Source organism: Tullyiplasma multilocale ATCC 49900 (assembly GCF_000483165.1).
GTDB lineage: Bacteria > Bacillota_I > Bacilli_A > Mycoplasmatales > Mycoplasmataceae > Tullyiplasma > Tullyiplasma multilocale.
Map to the genome: position 1 here is coordinate 1 of NZ_AXXW01000009.1, position 4,796 is coordinate 4,796.

At 26.2% G+C, this 4,796-nt stretch carries 4 protein-coding genes; 1 reads left to right on the forward strand and 3 read right to left on the reverse strand.

Features of this window, described 5'->3' with window-relative positions:
- The coding region (locus tag G319_RS07285) for a hypothetical protein (protein ID WP_035358851.1) at positions 1-283 on the forward strand (283 nt) is incomplete at its 5' end.
- A gap of 215 nt (positions 284-498) precedes the next feature.
- On the opposite strand, the gene G319_RS09590 is transcribed toward G319_RS07285, so the two are convergent.
- The 3 genes from G319_RS09590 to G319_RS09600 form a co-directional block, all read right to left on the reverse strand.
- Positions 499-2,031, reverse strand: a complete 1,533-nt coding sequence (locus G319_RS09590; protein WP_035358854.1) for a hypothetical protein — start codon at positions 2,029-2,031, stop codon at positions 499-501.
- A gap of 144 nt (positions 2,032-2,175) precedes the next feature.
- Complete coding sequence (locus tag G319_RS09595; protein ID WP_026389590.1) at positions 2,176-3,615, reverse strand: Mbov_0396 family ICE element transmembrane protein; 1,440 nt, start codon at positions 3,613-3,615, stop codon at positions 2,176-2,178.
- Positions 3,616-3,820: 205 nt separating this feature from the next.
- Positions 3,821-4,796, reverse strand: a 976-nt coding sequence (locus tag G319_RS09600) for a BspA family leucine-rich repeat surface protein (protein ID WP_035358855.1), incomplete at its 5' end; no start/stop codon positions are given.

Below are 4,796 nucleotides of genomic sequence, written 5' to 3' on the forward strand. Positions count from 1 at the left end.
CGTTACAGACTTTGTTAAGGCTGGAGCAATAAATGATGCAAGAGCTATTTTAAATAACTCTCAGTTTTCATTTATAGGAAAGCTAAAGGAAACTGACATGAAAGATTTAACAGAGTTATATTCTGACTATAATGCTTTTACTGAAAATGAAATTTTAAACATCAGAACCCAACAAACTAATAACTTTTTATTTATTAATGGTGGAATGGAGAAAATATTCTTTAAAACCCATTTATCAGACATCGAAAAGAAAAATATTGGATGAGAAGAAAGAAACTTCTAATAATCCTTGAATTAGGCCTTTAAAATGGATAAAAACAGTATTTAAAAACCTAACCACATTATTTTGGGTTAGGTTTTTTATTTGCTTTAAAATTGTTATTCAAAAATAAATAATCGAATACATTATTACCATTTACTATGTTTTTCATACCATTTAGTATTATTTGTTACCACTTCACCTATTTTTTTGTTTTTTAATATAAATAAACATTTATTTTAAAATATTTCAAAAAGTATAAATCAACTTTGTTTTTCTTTTACTAAATCAATTAAATATTCATTTTGATAATTTTCAAAAATATCATTATATTTTAATTCAACATCAAAATCTAAATTTTCAATTCTAAAATTATTATCAGCAATGTTAAGTTCAAATGAACCTTTATCATTTTTGGATATAAAAGTAAATTTATAATAATTTCTTCAAGAATATTTAGGATTTTCTTTAGTTCCTTCATTTTTTTGTTCAATTTTTGAATAACCATTATATTTAATTCAAAAATCATCAATATTAACTTTTTCTTTAGTATTAAAATTATTTTTAAAAAAATTATCTTGAATTAAAACTTCTTTTAGTTCTGCTCTTGTTATTTTTTGATTATTCTTAAATTTATGTAAAAATTTAACTTTTGAATCATATTGTAGTTTATTATTATAACCATCAACTTCTCAAAATCATTTATTAACTCCATTTTTAACCTTATACAACTCTTTCTCCATGTTTGTTAGTCATAATCCATTAATTTCCTTTAACTCCTTAAAATAAGCTTGTTTTTCTTTAATTTCAAATGAATTTAAATCATTTTTAAAGGAATAGCCAAGATATCTATATCAAAGATTATTTATTTTGAAATTAACTTGCATGTTCTTCATAAACGTCTTAGTTTTCGATAAATCCAATTTATCTTTTTCACTTAAATTTTCGTTAGCTAATAGCGCATCTGTTTCAACAACATCTTTAGTGGATGATAATATTTCTAATTGATTAAAACGTTGTATGTTAACTTGTTTAGATGTACCTTTGATATTTTTTCTATAAAAATCATCGAAGTACTTTTCTAAAACTCCTAATTCTGAATATTTTTTCATTTCATCTACAGTCATCGCACGTTTATCTTTTTCTAAAATTTTATTTAAATTGAAATTATAGATTAAAGCTTTATTATATTTATCAAAAAAGGAATTTTTTATCATAGGATCATTAATTAAATTATCTAGAGTATTAAGATTAAAGTAACTAACAATTTCATTATCTTCTTTTTTAAAATCATTTATATTTCCATAAATTTCAGTAATTTGTTTTTGAAAAATATCCAAATTTAATTCTTCTTTAATATACTCATCTAACGTTTTAATATTAAACTCCTTATTTTTAAAAAAAGAATTATCTTTAACTTTGTTTAATTCTTCAATTTTCAAATTTAAAGCATTGGATGGATTCAATAAATCTGATTTAACAAACAATTGAATTGTTCCAGTAACAGCAAATCCTAAAATAAACATAATAGCAATTACGGCAATATAATAATTTTTAAAATAATTTAACTTCCTTTCTCAAAACCCGGTTATTTCATAACTATTTAAATTAATTTTTTTGAATTTCTTAAGTCTAATAGCTTTATTTTTTATTTGACGTTTATATACTCAATCGGGCAATTCATCTTCTAAGTTATATTTCTTTAGATTCTTTCGATTAATTTTTACTATTTTATCTGGTTTTTTATGATAAAAAGTCCATTTCTTTGTCATTATGTCAGTTCCTTTCTTTTGTATTAAACTTATAGCAAGTTATATAAATTGATATAAAATGGTATAAGTTTTTAATAATTGGTGAGTTATAGATGAATCGCACATCTCTTAGCACTAGCTAACTCATTAATAAAGCTTGAAGCTTTATTCTTTAAAAGATTCCTTTTTATCTTTAAATTTTTGAACCTTTTTATTTAATTTTTCAGATTTTGCTCCAGCTTTAACGAATTTGTCAGTTCTTTTTACAGATTTCATATAAAGTTTATTAGATCTTTGAATATTTCCTTTATCTAAGGCTTTTTGAGCTTTATTATGTAATTTATCAGAATGCATAGCAAATCTTTCTGATTTAGCGTTTAAAGCTTTAGATTTAACATCTCTACGTGAATTTATTTTGTTGCCAATGCTTGAATTAGTTCATTTTTTACTTAATGAGTTTCTAGCGCTAAATTTAGCAGTGTTTCCTAAAACTCCAGTTGAAGCAATACCTTTAGCAGCTAACGCTCCTCCTCCAGCAATAGCTAGTCCACTAGATTTAAGTGCTGTTGCACTACGTGCTTTCATTTTTTGAGCAATACGATCTGCAGTACTGTTGTTCATATTTGTAGAAACTTCTTCTAAGTGGAAGAAATCTGCTATATATTCTGAAATTTGATAACATGCATAAGTTAGACCCATTAACATTAATAACGGCAACGCTACTTGAACAACCTTTTTTTGAACATCACTTGCGGTCATTAAAATTTGTGACTGAGTTACTCATATTGGCACTTCAGAAATTAAAGCTATTCCTATCATAAATACTAAATAACCAACTCAAACACCAACTAATCCAAAAACTTTCTCTAATAGTCTATTTTTTCAATCTGTAAAGTGAGTTCCTTCATCCTTTACCATTGTAATAACGGCAACTGATGATCAAATTGCTAAGAAAAAAATTCAAAAGTAATTTTGAAAGATTTTTGAAGACATTTTGAATAAGAAAATAACTCCAATAACTCCAGCAGCAATTGAAACTAAAGGATTTCAATCAGTTCCATAAATTCAATCTGTTGGATATTGTAAAGCACTTCCGTCATCCATTATAGGTCCTGTTCATTCACCATTTGATGGGTTTCTTAATGATGAACCTTGATATGCCATTTGGTATAATTTATCAGCTAGATTGAATTTGTTTCCATTAGATGAAAATACTTGTCCAGTTAAATAAGCAACGCCTTGATAAATAAACATAATTCCTACTAAAATAACGGGAATAAGTAAAATTAGTCCAATTCCTTTACACGAGAACTTTAAAGCACTTATAGTAGCTTCTTGTAATCTTTCGCCTCCCTGAAAATAAGCAACAACTAGTTTTTGTACAAAAAAGACAAAACCTAAAATAGCAGCAAAAGCACAGAAATATCAAAATTCTGTTGGAATGTTTTCAACTTTCATTGGTTTACCTCGAAAGACTACTTGTCCCGCTAATTCGAATACCAAATATTTAAAGATAACTTCAAATCCATTTACGAGCGATAGAAATGGAATGACTAACGTATATCATATAATTTGGCCAATTCCATTAACGATTCATCCTATCATTTATTTTTTAACCTCCTTTTTAATTTACAAAACTAATAAATCACTTAAAGGAATAAAAAAAAACAACCACCCTTAAGTGATTGTTTCGACACATATAACACAAAATAGAATATCTAAAATGAAATTCTATTTAATATTATTAATGTGTTTGTTTTGTTAATTAAATTATAACATATTAGTACTAACAAGATTTTAGTTTTAAAAGTTATCTTGATCACCCACCCGAATCTACTTTAAATTTAGGCATATATTCTTTTTCTAAATGATATGAAAATTTTTTAGCTTTTGTTACATTTTCAACATTTCATCTAGATAAGTCTTGTTTCCAATGTTCTATTTCCAATGTTCTCCACATACTTCTAATATTTGATGTGTCTCATTGAGAAATATTAGTTTTTATATTTCTTTCCGAACTTATATATGATCAAAACATGTTTTCAATTGATTCTATTTCTTGTGGTAATTCACTTGGAACTTCTTCAACAAATCTCGGAATAGTTAAAGCTGTGATTAAATCTGTTTCACGATTTCAAAATCACCCAATTTTAGTAACTTTAGTTAATGCCTTTTCTTCTTTTAAAGTGCGTTTATATTCTTCAGAACCTTCTAAACCAGTACGAAACTTATATGGTAAAAAAAGGCTAAACCCTTCATTACCAGTTCATCCTGTTTCAACTCTTACGTTACTCAATGACCAAGAAGATATCCTTCCATCTTGTTCAATATATTCAGCACGTTGTTCTTGTTGATAGGTGAATTGTAATTCTAATTCACCTTTATATTTATGAGAGTCATCAGAATTAATCTTAGGAATGATTTTAAGGAAGGCTATTCAACTATCCTCTCCACCTATATACTCGTCTTTTTCATCAGGAAGATTATGTTGAACTAAAGGAATTCATTCTTCTGATGGATTGATAAATTTTCTTTCCCCATTACTTCAATCTATTTTGGTATATTTTCTAACTTGAAAATCAACATCATATTCAGTAATTAATTTGCTTTCATCTGGAATGCTTTCAGTTCTGAACCCATTTTCGTTTAAATCCGTTTGTATAAATCCATTTGCTTTGTTTAAAGCTTTAAGCATTCTTTTCGGGGTCATTTTACCAGGAATTAAACCAATATCTCCTTTTAACATAGATAAATCAGTTCTATTTGCTTCACGTTCTTTTTTGTCG